General features: G+C 73.4%; 15 protein-coding genes. 10 read left to right on the plus strand and 5 right to left on the minus strand.

What is annotated here, in order from left to right; genetic code table 11:
• Positions 1-198 precede the first annotated feature (198 nt).
• Both ACFZAU_RS03770 and ACFZAU_RS03775 read left to right on the plus strand, forming a co-directional pair.
• Positions 199-807 (plus strand): flavin reductase family protein, encoded by a 609-nt coding sequence (locus ACFZAU_RS03770; protein WP_500550917.1) that lies wholly within the window; start codon positions 199-201, stop codon positions 805-807.
• Between the two features lie 40 nt (positions 808-847).
• Complete coding sequence (locus ACFZAU_RS03775; protein ID WP_500550918.1) at positions 848-2,038, plus strand: barstar family protein; 1,191 nt, start codon at positions 848-850, stop codon at positions 2,036-2,038.
• On the opposite strand, the gene ACFZAU_RS03780 is transcribed toward ACFZAU_RS03775, so the two are convergent.
• Positions 2,039-3,067: a LacI family DNA-binding transcriptional regulator gene (locus tag ACFZAU_RS03780; protein ID WP_500550919.1), complete on the minus strand. Its 1,029-nt coding sequence runs from the start codon at positions 3,065-3,067 to the stop codon at positions 2,039-2,041.
• 211 nt (positions 3,068-3,278) lie between these two features.
• On the opposite strand from ACFZAU_RS03780, the gene ACFZAU_RS03785 reads away from it, so the two are divergent.
• Genes ACFZAU_RS03785 through ACFZAU_RS03800 form a run of 4 tightly spaced genes read left to right on the plus strand, consistent with a single transcriptional unit; the run spans position 3,279 to position 8,386 of the window.
• Positions 3,279-4,583 (plus strand): ABC transporter substrate-binding protein, encoded by a 1,305-nt coding sequence (locus ACFZAU_RS03785; RefSeq protein ID WP_500550920.1) that lies wholly within the window; start codon positions 3,279-3,281, stop codon positions 4,581-4,583.
• A 5-nt stretch (positions 4,584-4,588) separates the two neighbouring features.
• On the plus strand, positions 4,589-5,569 hold the full coding sequence (locus ACFZAU_RS03790; RefSeq protein ID WP_500550921.1) for a carbohydrate ABC transporter permease: 981 nt from the start codon (positions 4,589-4,591) through the stop codon (positions 5,567-5,569).
• 16 nt (positions 5,570-5,585) lie between these two features.
• Entirely contained in the window at positions 5,586-6,407 is an 822-nt protein-coding gene (locus tag ACFZAU_RS03795) for a carbohydrate ABC transporter permease (RefSeq protein WP_499601007.1), read from the plus strand.
• A gap of 38 nt (positions 6,408-6,445) precedes the next feature.
• The gene (locus ACFZAU_RS03800; protein ID WP_500550922.1) at positions 6,446-8,386 is read left to right on the plus strand and encodes a glycoside hydrolase family 127 protein; all 1,941 of its coding nucleotides are present in this window, start codon (positions 6,446-6,448) and stop codon (positions 8,384-8,386) included.
• A gap of 79 nt (positions 8,387-8,465) precedes the next feature.
• Here the strand turns inward: ACFZAU_RS03800 and ACFZAU_RS03805 are convergent, their stop codons facing one another.
• Positions 8,466-9,686 (minus strand): threonine synthase, encoded by a 1,221-nt coding sequence (locus ACFZAU_RS03805; RefSeq protein WP_500550923.1) that lies wholly within the window; start codon positions 9,684-9,686, stop codon positions 8,466-8,468.
• 66 nt (positions 9,687-9,752) lie between these two features.
• Here ACFZAU_RS03805 and ACFZAU_RS03810 point away from each other — a divergent pair, with 66 nt between their 5' ends.
• From ACFZAU_RS03810 to ACFZAU_RS03820, 3 genes are all read left to right on the plus strand, one after another.
• Entirely contained in the window at positions 9,753-10,079 is a 327-nt protein-coding gene (locus ACFZAU_RS03810; protein ID WP_500550924.1) for an alpha/beta fold hydrolase, read from the plus strand.
• A complete protein-coding gene (locus ACFZAU_RS03815) occupies positions 10,076-10,585 on the plus strand; it encodes an alpha/beta hydrolase (RefSeq protein ID WP_500550925.1) in 510 nt (169 codons plus the stop codon). The genes ACFZAU_RS03810 and ACFZAU_RS03815 overlap by 4 nt, the downstream gene beginning before the upstream one ends.
• A gap of 134 nt (positions 10,586-10,719) precedes the next feature.
• Entirely contained in the window at positions 10,720-11,241 is a 522-nt protein-coding gene (locus tag ACFZAU_RS03820; protein ID WP_500550926.1) for a GNAT family N-acetyltransferase, read from the plus strand.
• 3 nt (positions 11,242-11,244) lie between these two features.
• On the opposite strand, the gene ACFZAU_RS03825 is transcribed toward ACFZAU_RS03820, so the two are convergent.
• Positions 11,245-11,865: a TetR/AcrR family transcriptional regulator gene (locus ACFZAU_RS03825; RefSeq protein ID WP_500550927.1), complete on the minus strand. Its 621-nt coding sequence runs from the start codon at positions 11,863-11,865 to the stop codon at positions 11,245-11,247.
• A 113-nt stretch (positions 11,866-11,978) separates the two neighbouring features.
• Between ACFZAU_RS03825 and ACFZAU_RS03830 the strand changes: the two genes are divergently transcribed.
• Positions 11,979-13,004, plus strand: coding sequence for a hypothetical protein (locus ACFZAU_RS03830; RefSeq protein ID WP_500550928.1), 1,026 nt, complete (start codon positions 11,979-11,981; stop codon positions 13,002-13,004).
• A 15-nt stretch (positions 13,005-13,019) separates the two neighbouring features.
• Here ACFZAU_RS03830 and ACFZAU_RS03835 read toward each other — a convergent pair whose 3' ends face one another.
• Together ACFZAU_RS03835 and ACFZAU_RS03840 are read right to left on the minus strand one after the other, a co-directional pair.
• Positions 13,020-13,226, minus strand: a complete 207-nt coding sequence (locus tag ACFZAU_RS03835; protein ID WP_500550929.1) for a hypothetical protein — start codon at positions 13,224-13,226, stop codon at positions 13,020-13,022.
• Between the two features lie 278 nt (positions 13,227-13,504).
• The gene (locus ACFZAU_RS03840; protein WP_500550930.1) at positions 13,505-14,386 is read right to left on the minus strand and encodes a LysR family transcriptional regulator; all 882 of its coding nucleotides are present in this window, start codon (positions 14,384-14,386) and stop codon (positions 13,505-13,507) included.
• Between the last annotated feature and the right edge of the window lie 27 nt (positions 14,387-14,413).

Consider the following 14,413-nt stretch of genomic DNA (forward strand, 5'->3'; position numbering starts at 1 on the left):
GAAACGTGACAGCGCGACCGTCACGACGTTCCCGGGAACGCCGGTGGCGCCGTTCCGGCCCGGGCGCGGGCCGGGCGAGCGCCGGCGCATGCCGGGCCGGGCGAGCGCCGAAGGGGCGGTCGCCGGATCGGCGGTCCGACACGCCGGGGAGCCGGCGGGCGGCCGGTGCGGCGGGGGGCCGCCGGGGATACTGCGGCCATGCGCGTCGACTTCGATCCCGAGGCCATGGGCGGCCCTGCCTTCTACCGCTTCCTGACCTCCGTGGTCGTGCCCCGGCCGATCGCGTGGATCTCCACCGTCACCCCGGACGGCCGGTACGAGAACCTCGCGCCGCACTCCTTCTTCAGCATCGCGAGCACGGATCCGCCGATCGTGCAGTTCACCTCGATCGGCCGCAAGGACTCGCTGCGCAACGTCGAGGACACCGGCGAGTTCGTGGTGAACTTCGCCTCCGAGGCCCTGATGCCGCTGGTCAACGTCACTGCCACCGACTTCCCGCGGCACGTCAGCGAGTTCGACCACGCGGGCATCGAGCGCGAACCGAGCCTGAGGGTGCGTCCGCCCAGGGTGGTGGCCTCGCCGGTCGCCCTGGAGTGCCGCTCGCACACGAGCCTGCGGGTGGGCAACTCCACCCTGGTCTTCGGGCGGGTGGTGCACGCCGTCGCCGACCGGACGGTCCTCGCGGACGGCCGTCCGAGTGCCCGGTTGCTGCGGCCGCTCACCAAGCTCGGCGCCGACGAGTGGGGCACGCTCGGCGAGATCCGGCACCTGAACCGCATCCCGTACGAGGAGCCCGGCACCCTATGATCGTCGCCGGCCGTCGGGGCCGGGGGAGGGGGAGCGGCACGTGGACGGGCACGGTTCGGTGGACGAGGTCGTATGGGGGCGTGAGCTGCCCCTGCGCTTCGCGATCGTCGACGAGGAGTGGGACGGGGAGCAGACGGTGTGGGCGCGGTGTGTCGACGCCGAAGGACTGTTCACGGACCGGGCAGCGTTCCGGGAGCGGTTGACCCTCCTCGGGTGCGCGCCCACAGGCCGGCTGCTAAGGGCCGCCGAGCGGTCCGCCGGGCACGCGCCCGTTTCCTTCGGCGAGTTGTCCCTCGTCGTGGAGGACCTGGACGCCGAGGATCCGTACACCCACGACTACTTCACGCTGGAGGACGTCGTCGTCATCGCCGGCGGGCCGGCCGCGGAGGACCCCTCGCGGCTCGACCTCGTCATCGAGTGCGTGGTCACCAACGATTACCGCAACCCCTACGGCGAAGAGCCCCCGCGGGCGGACGTCACCCTCCTGAACGGCACCAGTGGCGGCTCGATCGGGCACTGCCGGCGCGTGGACGGCCTGTACGGTCACCGCCCGGCGCCCGCCCGCCGGCCCGTACGCCTCATCGGCTGCGAGCCCTCGCCGAACCTGCTGCGCCGGCTGGTCGTGCCCCGCCACGGCGGCGACAATCTGTGGCTCTGGCTCCTCGACCGTACGGGCCGGCCCACCGCGGTCCAGGAGCACATCGCGGTGGAGGTCGACGAGTGCCGTCCCTCGGCGCTGGGCGGTGCGCTGATCGACGTCACGCTCAAGCGCGGGCTGATGCGCCACATGCCCTTCCCGTCCGAGGCCCGGCCCGTGTGGGAGGCCTGGCACGAGGGCCCGCCGCGGGGACGCAACGCATGGGCGCGGTTCCCGACCGAGGGGCGCCGGGAGTGGCTGCGGTTCACCGAGACGTGCGGGGGCCCCGAAGCGCCCGGCACGGTGTGCGAGATGGACGGGCGGTACGTCACCGACGTCCCGGGCCTGCACTGCGCGCTCGGCGAGGCGATCGGCGGCCCCGGCCGCCAATGGCTCCAGTGCTGGAACGCGCTGCGCGGCTGCCAGTGCCGCGGTGAGCGGCCGCGCGTGCCCTTCACGCTCGTCTGGCACGACGCCGATGTGGCCCGGCACGCCCTGGCCGGCGTCAGCGTGGACAGGGACGGCGAGCTGGGCTACTTCGACGCGGTGGTGCCCTTCCTGGAGCGCATGGGCGTCACCGTGCGCTTGCGCTGACTACGCCAGCGGCGCCGTCGAACCGCGGATCACCAGGCGACAGGGCTGCGGTTCGGTGCCGGAGCGGCGCTGCCCGGCGATGGCCGCGGACAGGGCGCGGGCAGCCACCCGGCCGAGGTGTTCCAACTGCATGTCGACGCTGGTCAGCGGAGGGCGGGCGGCGGTGGTGATGACCTTCCAGTCGTCGAAGCCCATGACCGCGACGTCCTCCGGCACGGTGCGCCCCCGCTCCCGGAGGATGTCGATGGCGCCGCGGGCGATCTGGTCGTTGCCGCACATGATGGCGTCGACCTCCGGGTGCTGTTCGAGGAGCATGACGGTCGCCGCGCGGCCCCACCCCTCGGACCACTCGCCGAAGCGGGCCTCGCCCACCGGCGCGACGCCCGCCTCGGCGAGCACCTCCAGCGCGCCCCGCACGCGGTCGCGGCCGGCGGCGTAGGTCGGGTCGCCCGAGATGTGGGCGATGCGGCCGCGGCTGCAGGCCAGCAGGTGGCGGGCCGCCGTGCGTCCGGCGTCGACGTTGTCGGGGACGATGGACAGGTCGTCCGGATCCTCGGACGGCGCGTAGGCGTACACCACCGGCACGGGCAGCCCACGCCCCAGTGAGGGGCGCGGGTCGGTGCGGCTGCCGACCACGATCAGCCCGTCGACGCGCCGGTCCAGCAGGGCTCGTACGTGGTGCCGTTCGCGGATCGCGTCGCCGCGCGCGTCGCACAGCAGGACGGCGAGTTCGCCCGCACCGAAAGCGTCTTCGGCGCCCATCAGGATCGGGATGCTGAAGCGTCCTTCGAGGTCGCCGGTGAGCAGCCCGACGGTGCGGGTCGGCCCGGCCTGCAGGCTGCGGGCCACGGGGTTGGGCCGGAAGGACAACTGCTCGGCGGCCTCGATGACGCGCTGCCGGGTCTCGTCGCGCACCTGGCTGCGGCCGTTGAGCGCCTTGGAGGCCGTTGCGGGGGAGACCCCGGCCAGCCGCGCCACGTCGTTGAGAGTCGCGGGTCGGCCTGCGGCGTGTTCGGCCGGCTGGACCATGGCTGCATCCCTCCTCGTGTTCGTCGCGGGCCCGCGGAGCTGCGCCCCGTGGGTGGGGAAAGGCTACTCGAAAGTCTTTTTCCGCGATGCGTGCAGGGTGGTTGACGCCTACGGGTGCCGCTTCTACTTTAACGGAAAACGTTTTCGGTGAGTTCAGGCGGCCGCTGCCGCCTCCCTCGACATGCCAGGCCCTCCGAACAAGGAGCGAGACATGAACACCACCGACGTACGGGGACGAAGGCGCCTGCGGGTCCTGGCCGCAACCGTGGGGCTGCTCACCGTCACGACCGCGCTCGCGGCCTGCGGTTCAGGCGGGGACGGCTCGACCGCGGACAAGGGCGGGGTCATGGGCCCCGACGACGGCGCGAACCTGACGATGTGGACCCGCGCCGCCACGCAGCAGCAGAGCCAGGCCCTGGTCAAGGCGTACAACAAGTCCCACAAGAACAAGGTGCAGTTGACGGTCATCCCCACCGACGACTACCAGGCGAAGGTCGGCGCCGCGGCCGGCTCCAAGTCACTGCCCGACATCCTCGCCTCCGACGTCGTGTTCGTGCCCAACTACACCGCCAGCGGCCTGTACGCCGACATCACCGACCGCGTCGACGCCCTGCCGTACGGCAAGGAACTGGCGCCCGCCCACATGGCCGCGGGCACCCTCGACGGCCGCAAGTACACCGTGCCCCACACCATCGACTCCTCCGTGCTCTTCTACAACAAGACGCTCTACAAGAAGGCGGGACTCGACCCGGAGAAGCCCCCGACCACGCTGAAGGAGTGGGACGAGCAGGCCCGCGCCGTCGACAAGCTGGGCGGGGACGTCAACGGCACCTTCTTCGGCGGCAACTGCGGCGGCTGCGGCGTCTTCACCTGGTGGCCGTCGATGTGGGCGGCAGGGCAGGAGGTCATGAACGAGGACGGCACCGCCGCCACCCTGGACTCGCCGGTGGCGAAGGAGGTGTACGCGACGTACCGCGGCTGGGCCCAGGACGACATCACCGCCCCCGGCGCGGCCGAGGAGACAGGCGCCACCTGGACCGGCCTGTTCCCCAAGGGCACCATCGGCGTGATGCCGATGCCGTCCACCACCCTCGGCCTGATGCCCAAGGATCTGGACTTCGGCGTCGCCGCCATCCCCGGCCCGGACGGCGGGCAGTCGACGTTCGTCGGCGGTGACTCCCTCGGCATCTCGGCCAACAGCAAGAAGGCCGGCCAGGCCTGGAACTTCCTCGCCTGGTCCCTCGGCGACGAGGCCCAGGTCGAGGTGCTCGCCGCCCACAAGGACATCGTCGCCCGCACCGACCTGGCGGAGAACAAGTACGCCAAGGCCGACCCCCGCCAGGTGCTGATCAACACCCTGGTCGCCAAGGGCAGGACGCCCATCTCCCAGAAGTTCGGCCAGACCTTCAACGACCCCAACGGGCCGTGGCTGGCCCTGATGCGGGACGCCGTGTTCGGTGACCCCGCCAAGGTCGACGCGGACAACAAGGCCGTCACCGAGTCCCTGGAGGACTGACCGTCATGCTGCTCGCGCGATCGCGCGGCTCCGGCTCCCCGGCACCCGACGGGGAGCCGCCTTCCCGGTCCCCGTCGAGGGCCGGGAAGGCCCGCCCCGCCCACCGCGTCCCCTGGTGGCGGACCCGCCCGGCGCAGGGCATCGGCTACGCGGCGCCGACCGCCGCGTTCGTCGCGGTCTTCTTCGTGGTGCCGCTGTTCCTGGTCGGCCGGATGTCCCTCAGCGACTGGCCGCTGCTGGCCGGGAACCAGGGCTTCAACGCGCCGGACAACTTCACCGAGGCCGCCACCGACGACCTGCTGTGGCCGTCCGTCCGCTTCACCCTCACCTACACCGCCCTCGTCACGGTGCTGCTGCTCGGACTCGCCCTCCTCCTCGCCCTGCTGGTCCAGGAGAGCCGCCCCGGGACGGGGCTGTTCCGTACGGTCTTCTTCCTGCCCAGCGCGCTCGGACTGGCCTCCGCGTCACTGCTGTTCCTCGGCATGTACAGCCCCAACGTCGGGCCGATCAGCCCCCTGCTGGAGCGGCTCGGCCTGGTCGACGGGCCGGTCTCCTTCCTCGGCACCCCGACCGCCGCCCTTTGGTCCACCGTCGCCCTCATCGTCTGGAAGTACGCCGGCTTCTACATGCTGATCCTGCTCGTCGGCCTCCAGCGCATCCCGCAGGACGTCTACGAGGCGGCCCGCATGGACGGCGCCGGACGCCGGCAGACCTTCCGCAGCATCACCCTCCCGCTCCTGCGGCCCTCCCTCGCCCTGACGCTGCTCCTGTCGGTCACCGGCTCGCTGCTCGCCTTCGACCAGTTCTTCATCCTCACCAAGGGCGGACCCGACAACAGCACCATGACCGTGGTCTCCCTGATCTACCGGGAGGCGTTCCAGCGACTCGACCTCGGGGCCGCGGCCGCGCTGTCCGTTGTCGTGCTCGCCGTGCTGCTGATCCTCAACGTCGCCCAGTTCCGCGGACTGCGCGGCACGGACACCTAGCGGACAGGGACCCGCCATGAAACCCCACGGCCTCGGCCGCACCCCCCACCACGTCCTCGTCGGAGGGCTGGCGGCGCTCTTCCTCTTCCCGCTGGCCTGGAGCGCCTGGGCGTCCGTCAGCGGACAGCCCGGCACCGCGCAGCAGTCCGGCTACGGGCTCGGCAACTACCGCTCGCTCCTGCACTACGACGCCGGGCTGGCCCAGTACCTCTGGAACTCCACGGTCGTCTCGCTGCTGACCGTCGCCCTCACCCTGCTCGTCTCCCTCATGGGCGGGTACGCCTTCGCGCGCTTCACCTTCCCCGGGAAGAACGCCCTGTTCCTGCTCACCCTGGCCATCCTGATGGTCCCCTACGCCACGCTGCTGATCCCGCTGTACGTGCTGCTGGGCGACCTGGGCCTGCAGAACTCGCTGTTCGGGCTCAGCCTGGTGCTGACGATGTACCAGCTCCCCTTCGCGACCTTCATGATGCGGATCTCCTTCGAGTCGGTCCCGCACGAACTCGAGGAGTCCGCGCTCGTCGACGGCTGCGGCACGGCCCAGGCCCTGGTCCGCATCCTCCTGCCCGCGGTGTGGCCCGGCCTGGTCACCGTGGGGCTGTTCGCCTTCCTCGCCGCGTGGAACGACTTCATCGCCCCGCTGATCCTGATCTCCGACAGCGCCAAGGCACCGCTGCCGCTGGCCGTCGCCAACCTGCGGCAGCGCTCCATGGGCGCCATCGACTACGGGACCACCGAGGCCGGGGTCGTCGTCCTGGCCCTGCCCTGCCTCGTGCTCTTCCTCCTCCTGCAGCGGCACTACATCCGCGGCTTCATGTCCGGCGCGCTCAAAGGCTGACCCCCCTCCGCCCCGGCACCACGACCGAAAGAGAGACCATGACACAGCCGATCCCGGCTCCCGTGCTGCCCACCCGCGGCAGCCGACGTCCTCTCGGCCTCGGCGAAGTCCGCATCACCGGCGGCTTCTGGGCCCGACGCCAGCAGGTCAACGCCTCCGCCACCCTCGACCACTGCCGGCAGTGGATGGAACGCGTCGGCTGGATCGACAACTTCCGGATCGCCGCCGCCGGCGGCCCCCTCGGCGAACGCCGCCGGGGACGGGAGTTCTCCGACTCCGAGGTCTACAAGCTGCTCGAGGCGATGGTGTGGGAGGCGGCCCGCACCCGGGGCGGCGCCCTCGACGCCGCCGTCGACGAACTCACCGACACCGTTGTCGCCGCCCAGGAGGCCGACGGCTACCTCAACACCGCGTTCGGCCACCCCGGTCACCCACCCCGCTACAGCGACCTCGAATGGGGCCACGAGCTCTACTGCGCGGGCCACCTCATCCAGGCCGGGGTGGCCCAGTTGCGCACCCGCGGCGACGGCGCGCTCGCCAAGGCGGCGATCCGCGCCGCCGACCATATCTGCCACGTCTTCGGGCCCGGGGGCGCGAGCCCCGGCCTGTGCGGGCACGCCGAGGTCGAGACCGCGCTGGCCGAACTCCACCGCGCCACCGGCGACCGCCGCTACCTCGCCCAGGCCGCCCTCTTCCTCGACCGCCGTGGCCACGGCAGCCTCGACGGGGGCGAGTTCGGCTCCGAGTACTTCCAGGACGACGTCCCGGTGCGGCAGGCGCACACCCTGCGCGGGCACGCCGTGAGGGCCCTGTACCTGGCGTCCGGAGCCGTCGACGTGGCCGTCGAGACCGGTGACGACGAGCTGCTCGCCGCCGTCGTCCGGCAGTGGGAGCACGCCACGGCCCGCCGTACCTACCTCACCGGCGGCATGGGCTCCCAGCACAGCGACGAGGGGTTCGGCGAGGACTTCGTCCTGCCCCCGGACCGCGCCTACTCCGAGACCTGCGCCTCCGTCGCGTCGCTCATGCTCAGCTGGCGCCTCCTGCTGGCGACCGGCGACCCCCGCTACGCCGACCTCGCCGAGCGCACGCTCTACAACGTCATCGCCACCTCGCCCGCGGACGACGGCCGCGCCTTCTTCTACGCCAACACCCTCCACCAGCGCGTCCGCGCGACCGTCCCCCCGCACGACAGCGACCGGCCGCGCTCCGCGTCGGGCCTGCGCGCCCCGTGGTTCGCCGTCTCCTGCTGCCTGCCGAACGTGGCGCGCACCCTGGCCGCCCTCGCCGGTTACGTCGCCACCGCCGACGCCGATGGGCTGCAGCTGCACCAGTACGCCGACGCCGACATCGCCACCCGCACCGCCGGCGGGGAACGCCTCGCACTGCGCGTGCGCACCGGCTACCCGGCGGACGGCACCGTCACCGTCACCGTCGACGAGGCGCCCACCGGCCCCTGGGCCCTGTCCCTGCGCGTCCCCGGCTGGGCGGGGCGGGCGGTGCTCGTCACGCCCGGCGGGGAGCGCCTGCGCGTACGCCCCGGCACGGCCGTCGTCCCCGGCGCGCTCCGCCCCGGTGACGAGGTCCGGCTCGAACTCCCCGTCGCCCCACGGTGGGTGCACCCCGACCCGCGGGTCGACGCGATCCGTGGCGCCGTCGCCCTGGAGCGTGGCCCGGTGGTCTACTGCGTCGAATCCCCGGACCTGCCCGGCGAGTACGACGTCGACGCGGTCACCGTGGACCCCTCCGTGTCACCGCGCGACGGGGAGGGCGACCGGGTGGTCGTCGTCGGCGGACTGAACGGCGCCCGCCCGGCCGGATGGTGGCCCTACGCGTACGAGCCGCCCCCGGCCCCGGACGGCGAGCGCACCGAACTGACGCTGGTGCCGTACCTCACCTGGGCGAGCCGCGGCCCCTCCACCATGCGCGTCTGGATGCCCACCGCCGCCGGGGAGCGGGGCCCGGCGACAGAAGACTGACGGACCGTCACGGGTGCCTCGTCCGGGGGCGGTCGCCGCCGTACGCCGCCGGGCCGGGCGCCCGGCGGCGGCGCCGGGCTCAGGGGATGCGGTCGGTCAGCTCCAGGACCGGCGGGTCGACCCGGAACGTCTCCGGGTACTTGGCCGCCGCCCCGGTGTTCAGCACCACGACCTCCTCGTCCCCGGACAGCCAGCCCTGCTCGCGCAGGACCCGTACGGCCGACAGCGTCGCCGCGCCCTCCGGGCACAGCAGCGCCCCGTCGGCGGCCGCGCACCGGTCGCGGTCGGCGAGCAGCTCCTCGTCGTCGACGGCGACGGCCCGGCCGTCCGTCTCGTACAGCGCGTCCAGGACGAGGAAGTCGCCCAGCGCCTTGGGCACGGTGATGCCGAACGCGACCGTGCGCGCGTCCTGCCACGGCTCACTGGTGCGCGCGCCCTTCTCGAAGGCACGCACGATGGGGGCACAGCCGGACGCCTGCACGCTCACCAGCCGGGGCATCGGCCCCCGCAGCCACCCCAGGGCGCGCAGTTCGAGCAGCGCCTTGTGGATGCCGATGAGACCGACGCCGCCCCCGGTGGGGTAGACGATGACGTCCGGGGCCCGCCAGCCGAGCTGCTCGGCGATCTCCAGGCCCATCGTCTTCTTGCCCTCGATGCGGTACGGCTCCTTCAGCGTCGCCGCGTCCATCCAGACGCCGGGCTCGGCGGCGATCTTCTCCGCCACCAGCCGGCCCGCGTCGCCGATCAGGCCGTTCACCAGGTACAGCGCGGCCCCGGCGGCGGCGCACTCGGCCCGGGTGATCGACGGCGCGTCGGCCGGCATCGCGATGAGCGCGTCCAGGCCCGCCCGCGCGGCGTACGTCGCCCACGCCGCCCCCGCGTTGCCGTTGGTGGGCATGGCGATCCCGCGCGCCCCCAGTTCGAGCGCCCTGGCCACGCCGACGGCCGCGCCCCGCGCCTTGAAGCTGCCGGTGGGTATCAGCCCCTCGTCCTTCATCACCAGCCCCGGCACGCCGATCGCGGCGCCGTACCGCGGCAGGGGCACCAGCGGCGTCATGCCCTCGCCCAGGGTGACGACGTGTGCCGGATCCCGTACGGGCAGCAGTTCGTGGTAGCGCCACAGGGTTTGCGGGCGGTCCGCCAGGTCCGCGGGCGTGAGCGCGTCCCGGACCCGGTCCAGGTCGTAGCGGGAGAGCAGCGGCGATCCGCAGGCACACAGGTTCTGCACCAGGTCGGCGTCGTGGCGGCGGCCGCACCGCGCGCACTCCAGATGCGTCAGCACACTGAATGGCAAGGTCATGATTCCCTTCATACCTCGCCGGGGGCCCAGGGTGGAAAGGCGTCGCAGGGGCGGCGCACGATTGCCATGGGCGGCGAACGAACCCTGGACGACGTGACGGCCGGCCCCCCGCCCGCGGAACGCCGCGAGGGCGAGGTGGTCACCAACGACGGAGTGCGCCTGCGCTACACGGAGGCGGGCGCCGGGGAACCGCTCGTCCTCGTTCCGGGATTCGCGCAGAGCGCCGCCGAGTTCGGCCCGCAGATCGACGGCCTGAGCAGCGGCCGCCGCCGTGTGGTCGCGCCGGACCACCGCGGGCACGGCCGGTCCGGGAGGCCCGGCCACGGCTACCGGATCGCCCGGCTGGCGATGGACCTCCACAACTCCTGGAGGCTTTGGCCCTGCGGGACGTGAGCCTGCTCGCCCACTCCATGGGCTGCCCGGTCGTGTGGTCCTACTGGGACCTCTTCGGCGGCGAGCGGATCGCCCGCCTCGTCCTGGTCGACCAGCCGCCCGTGATCTCCTCGGCCCTCGGCGGCGGGGACGAGGGGCATCCCTCGGCGGTGTTCACCCCGGAGATGTCCCGGGACATCACCACCGGGCTGCGGGGGACGCCCGAGAGCGCCGCCGCGACCTCCCGCACCCTCGTCGGCATGCTGCACGGCCCGTCCCTGCCGGACGCGGAGGTGGAGTGGCTGGTGGCGCAGAACCGCCTCCTCCCGCCCCGACACGCCGCCACGCTGCACCTGGACCACTGGGGCGGCGACTGGCGGGACGTCCTGCCGAGGATCGACGTCCCCACCCTCGTCATCGGGGGCGAGCTGAGCTTCTTCCCGCCCGGCACGACCGAGTGGGTCGCCTCCCTCATCCCGGGCGCGCGGGCCCACGTCTTCTCGGCGGCCGAGGCGGCAGCCACCTGATGTTCCGGGAGAACGCGGCCCTGTTCAACCGTGTCGTGGCCGGCTTCCTCGACGAGCCCGGGCCGTGGCCCGGCCCGCTGCCACCCGGATAACCCGGTGCGGGCCGGGCGTCCCCCCTGGTATCCCTGCGTGTCATGGACGATCTTGTGACTGCGCGGCTGGTGCTGCATCCGATGACCGCCGACGAGGCCGGGCGACTGCTGGCGGGCGAGCCGGGCGACGACGCCCGCTGGGCACCCGGGTACCCGGCCGAAGGGGACGTGTTCGCCGCCAGGCGCCTGCTGGACACCTGCGCGGGCGCCGGCGATCCCCGCCCGTTCGGCAACTACGAGATCCGGCTCCGTGACGACGGCCGCGCGATCGGCGGTATCGGCTTCCACGGTCCCCCGGACGAGCACGGCGACGTCGCCATCGGCTACGGCCTCGTCCCGTCGGCCCGCGGCAGCGGGTACGCCTCCGAAGCCCTGCGCGGACTGCTGCTGTTCGCGCGGGCGCGTGGCGTCACCCGGGTGAAGGGCGGCGCCGACCTGGACAACACCGCGTCCCACCACGTCATGACGGCCGCCGGCATGCGGCCGACGGGACAGGACGAACGCCTCAGGTACTTCGCCGTCACATGGGCCGCCACGACGCGGGACGCCGCCCCGCGCACCTGAGCGTCAGCGGTCCGGGGCGGGGGCGGGGGCGGGGCCGCGGCGGCGTACCAGGGGCAGGTACACCTCGTCGACGATCTCGACGAGGACGTCGTCCGGCGCCGTCGGCACTCCGCGCACGACGAACTCGTTGCGCAGCAGGACGACCGCCACGGTGGCGACCCTGGGGTGGAGCGCCTCGGGCGCGGCCTCGCCCCGGGCGACCGCGCGGCCCAGGACGGTCAGCCACGGGGCGGCGACGGCGTCGCCGGACTGGTCCTGCAACTGCCCCAGGAGTTCCGCGGTGCCGCCGGCCGCGGCGAGCAGTTCGCGCAGGACCGCGCCGAGCGGCGAACTCCAGTGGCGGTTCGCCCCGCGCAGCAACTCCAGTACGTCCTCGCGCAGATCGCCCGTGTCGGGGAGGGGGACGGACGTCGTCATGCGCCGGTAGGCGGCGATCCCCAGGGCGAGTCGGTGCGGCCAGCGGCGGTAGAGCGCGTTCTTGTTGGTCCCGGCCCGGGCGGCGACCCTGTCCATCGTCAGCCCGGCGTACCCGGACTCCGTGAGCTCGTCCACGGCGGCGGCGAGGATCGCCTCCTCCAGCGCCGCTCCGCGCCGGCGTGTCTGGCCCGTGGGGTCCGCTGGCACGGCCTCTCCCCTCATCGGTACGGCACGTACCTTCCCATTCTCGTTGCCGACCCGGCAGTGCGACAACTAAGGTACGAGCCGTACCGTAAATCCTTGAGGTGAGAGGGCGACGCATGCGCGCCAAGGGCATCAGTTACGACACCGGGTTCGTCTTCGGCGGACAGATCGGGCACAAGGACTTCGACCCGGACGTGGTGAGGCGCGACCTGCGCGTCATCCGGGACGAACTGCACTGCGACGCGGTCCGCGTCATGGGCGGTGATCCGGACCGGATGGAACTCACCGCGGGGTACGCCGCGGAACTCGGGCTCGAGGTCTGGTTCTCGCCGTACCCGCTCGAACTGACCGAGGACGAGATGCTGTCGCTGTTCGCCGACTGCGCCGAGCGCGCGGAACGGCTCCGGCGCCGGGGCGCCGAGGTCGTGTTCGTGACCGGCGCCGAACTCAGCCTGATGAACAAGGGGTTCCTGCCCGGCGACAGCACCGGGGAACGGGTGGCCCTGCTGGCCCGACCGGACCGTGCGCGCGAGCACATCGCCCTGGCCGGCGAGCGGGTGGGTGCCTTCCTCGGCAAGGCCGTGGCCCTGGTCCGGGAGCGCTTCGCCGGCAAGGTCACCTACGCCGCCGTGCCGCTGGAGCGCGTGGACTGGGCCCCGTTCGACTTCGTGTCCCTGGACCTCTACCGGTCGGCCGCGATCGCCGACCGCTTCGCCGACGGCGTCCGCGACATCGTCGCCCAGGGGAAGCCGGTCGCCGTCACCGAGTTCGGCGCGGCGACCTACGAGGGCGCCGGTGACGCCGGCGCGCGCGGGCTGGAGGTCGTCGAGTACGACCCGCGGACCCGCGCCCCCCTGCGGCTGAACGGCGTCCACGCCCGCGACGAGGCGGGCCAGGCGGCGTACCTGCGTGAGCTGCTGGAGGCGTTCGACGCCGGCGGGGTCGACACCACCTTCGTGTTCACCTTCGCGCTCCGCGATTATCCGCACCGCCCCGGCGGCGATCCCCGCGAGGACCTGGACCTGGCGAGCTACGGCCTCGTCAAGGTCCTCGAGGACCGCACGGGGACCACGTACCCGGGGACGCCGTGGGAGCCCAAGGAGGCCTTCACCGCCGTCGCCGAGTACCACCGCGGGCACTGAGGCGGCGCGTGCCGCTCAGTCCTGCGGCCGGCGGTTCCGCAGCCGCGAGAGCTCCGACGACCACCGGCCCCGGCGGCCGGCGGGCACCTCGGCGTCGGAGGGATCCGGGGCGGGCACGGGCAGCCGGACCGATTCGCTGTACGCCTTCCACGCCTGGTACCAGTTGGGCGCCAGGACGGCGGCGAGCATGATGAGCGGGACGAGGACGGCGGATATCAACACGGCTGCTCCCTTCCGTGCGGTCGTCGCGCCGGCGGGGGCGCGGACAACGGCCGGTGGACGCTGGTCCGCCGGCCGGACCGGATGAAACGGGCTCCGTCCGATATCGTCCTCCCGGCCGCGTCGAACGCAAATCGAGTGAACGCCCCCCGCCCGTCGCGCTCCTGGTCACGCCGTCGTCGCGACCCCGCGACGAGGGCCGCGGCACCGCCGCCCCGCTGCTCCGAACGGATGACGCCGCGGGACCCCTGGCCAGAGGTCTTGGGGGTGCCGCGGTGGCGTCAGCCGGCAGCGCCGTAGAGCTCCATGGCCAGCGCGACGGCCGCGTGCGTGGCGGGGTGCGGGTCGTGCCGGCGCCAGATGAGACGCACGGGCACCGGGGCGGCGTCGCGCAGCGGGCGGTACACGATGCCGTCGCGGCGGTACTGCGCGGAGGTGGACTCCGGTGTGACACCGACGCGGCGGCCGGTGGCGATCGCCGCGAGCCAGTCGTCGATGTCGTGGGTGTACTCGACGGCCGGCCTTCCGTCCTCCGGCCACAGCTGCGGGCTGGTCGTGCCGGTGCGCCGGTCGACGACCAGCGTGCGGCCGGCGATCTCGGCCAGCCGGACGCTGCGGCGCCGCGCCCAGGGGTCGTCCGCGGCGAGGGCCACGCAGCGGGGTTCGTGGCCGGCCAGGGCGTTGGACCAGCGGTCCAGGTCGACCGGGGCGCGGACGACCGCGAGGTCGCACAGACCCTCGGCGAGCCCCGCGGTGGGGGTGTTGTGCCGGATCAGCTGGAGTTCGACGTCCGGGTGCCGGTCGCGCCAGACGCGCTGGAACTCGGTCGTGCGGCGGCCGAAGGCGGACCAGGCGTGGCCGACGCGCAGGCGGGTGTGACCGGTGGCGGCCTCCCTGACCAGCTCGTCGGCGCCGGCCAACAGGACCCGGGCGCGGGCGAGGACCTGCACGCCCGCGGTGGTGGGCGCGACCGTACGGCTGGTGCGGTGCAGCAGCCGGGTGCCGAGCACGCGCTCCAGGGCCAGCAGGTTCCGGGACACCGCCGCCTGGGAGATCCCGAGGTCGATGGCGGCGTCCGTGAAGCTTCCCGCGTCGACGATCGCGACCAGGCAGCGCAGGTGCCGCAGCTCCAGCCCGGCGGTTCCGCCACGATGCTCGTCCATGCGTCCAGCGTATCGATGGTGCGGCAC

This window comes from Streptomyces sp. NPDC008238 (assembly GCF_042956445.1).
Lineage (GTDB): Bacteria > Actinomycetota > Actinomycetes > Streptomycetales > Streptomycetaceae > Actinacidiphila.